At 63.4% G+C, this 1,498-nt stretch carries 1 protein-coding gene; it reads right to left on the reverse strand.

The window, feature by feature from the left end; all coding sequences use genetic code 11:
* On the reverse strand, positions 1 to 1,498 hold a 1,498-nt coding region (locus GKN89_RS24235), incomplete at both ends, for a TonB-dependent receptor domain-containing protein (protein ID WP_154747915.1).

The following is a 1,498-nucleotide window of genomic DNA, read 5'->3' on the forward strand; positions in this document are numbered from 1 at the left end:
TCGGTGATCGCCGGCGGCCGCCAGGATTTGCCGTAGGTGGTATACAGCTCCAGCCACTCCACGCCGGGACGCACCGCCAGCGCCAGCGTCGGCGACAGCTTGCCCTGATCGCGATCGACGTTCCACTCCTGCTGCGTGGTGGTCGCCAGACAGTTACGCAGCCGCAGCTGTTTACAGGGATTCTCCGCCGTATACGGGAAGTCGGCGTAGCTCAGACCGGTCTGGCCGCGCAGGCGATAGCGGTCGTAACGCAGCCCGCCTTCCAGCGTCAGCCAGCCGTCGTAGTCGTAGGTCAGGTTGGCGAACAGGCTGCCGACCGAGCGGTTGCCGGCCGGTGTTACCCCTTCCATGCCCTGACGGGAAGAGTCGCTGGTGGCCTTGTCGTAATAGAACTCCAGCCCGTAGTTGGCGCGGAAGTCATGCCCCGGTGCCAGGCTGAAACGCGAGGTGTTTTGCGCCTGTGCGCCATAGGTGCGCAGGCGAGTGCGCGTCGCGTAGCCGTTGTTCAGCAGCGTGCTGGTGCTGTAGGTATCGCTGTCGTCCTGAGTATCGACGTAATACAGCTTGGCCTGAAAATCGAGCCAGTCGACGCCTTCCGGCGCCAGGCTATAGTCGAACGCCGCGTTGCGCGCCATCACGTCGCTGTAGCCGGTGCGCTTCCAGCCCAGTTCATAGGGCGGCCGGGTGCCCAGGTTGGTCAGCGTGCCGGCGATCGGCGACGCGGTCTGGGTCTGCAGATAACTCAGCTGCAGGCGCTGGTTGGCGGGCAGGTTCCAGCCCACCTTGGCCAGTCGCGAGTGCATGCGGTAATCAGTGTCGGGGATTTTGTTGTTCTTGATGCTCTCGGCGTAGCGATCGTAATTGCCGGTGTCGTTATTGATACGAATGTTGCCGATGTCGCCCTTATTGCCGGGCCAATAGTCGCCGAGGTGGCGTTCGCTGGCGGCCAGCAGGATATCGCCGGTTTCGTTGCCCAATGCCAGTATGCCGCTGCCGATGAAGTGGGTGCCGTTATCGCCGGTGCTGGCGTGCAGCTTGCCGCCCAGCTCTTTGCCCGGCGCCAGGAAATCGCTCGCGCTGACGGTATTGAACGTCGCGATGCCGCCAAGCGTGCCGGCGCTGCCCATGCCACCGGTGGTGCCCTTGTCGATGGTTACGCCGGACAGCAGCTCGGAATCGATATACATGGTGCCGTTACGCTGGCCATGACCGCTCTTTTGAAAATTCTGCCGCATGCCATCGATATTCATGTTCACCCGGCCATAGTCTTGTATGCCGCGGATGTTGACCGACAGCGCCGGATCTTGCTGGCTGACGCTGGAATAGGCGCCCGTGGTCTGTTCCAGAATATCGGCCGCGTGCCGCGCCGGGCGGTTGTCCATCTGTTCGCGGCTGATGACGCTGACCGAGCGCGGTTCGTCGTAAACCCAGTCGTTGACGCTCATGCCGCCGGCCCCCAGCACCGTCAGGCTATCCAGCGCCAGCGCGCCGCCATCGC

It is taken from the genome of Serratia sp. YC16 (assembly GCF_009707615.1).
GTDB classification, from domain to species: domain Bacteria; phylum Pseudomonadota; class Gammaproteobacteria; order Enterobacterales; family Enterobacteriaceae; genus Serratia; species Serratia surfactantfaciens.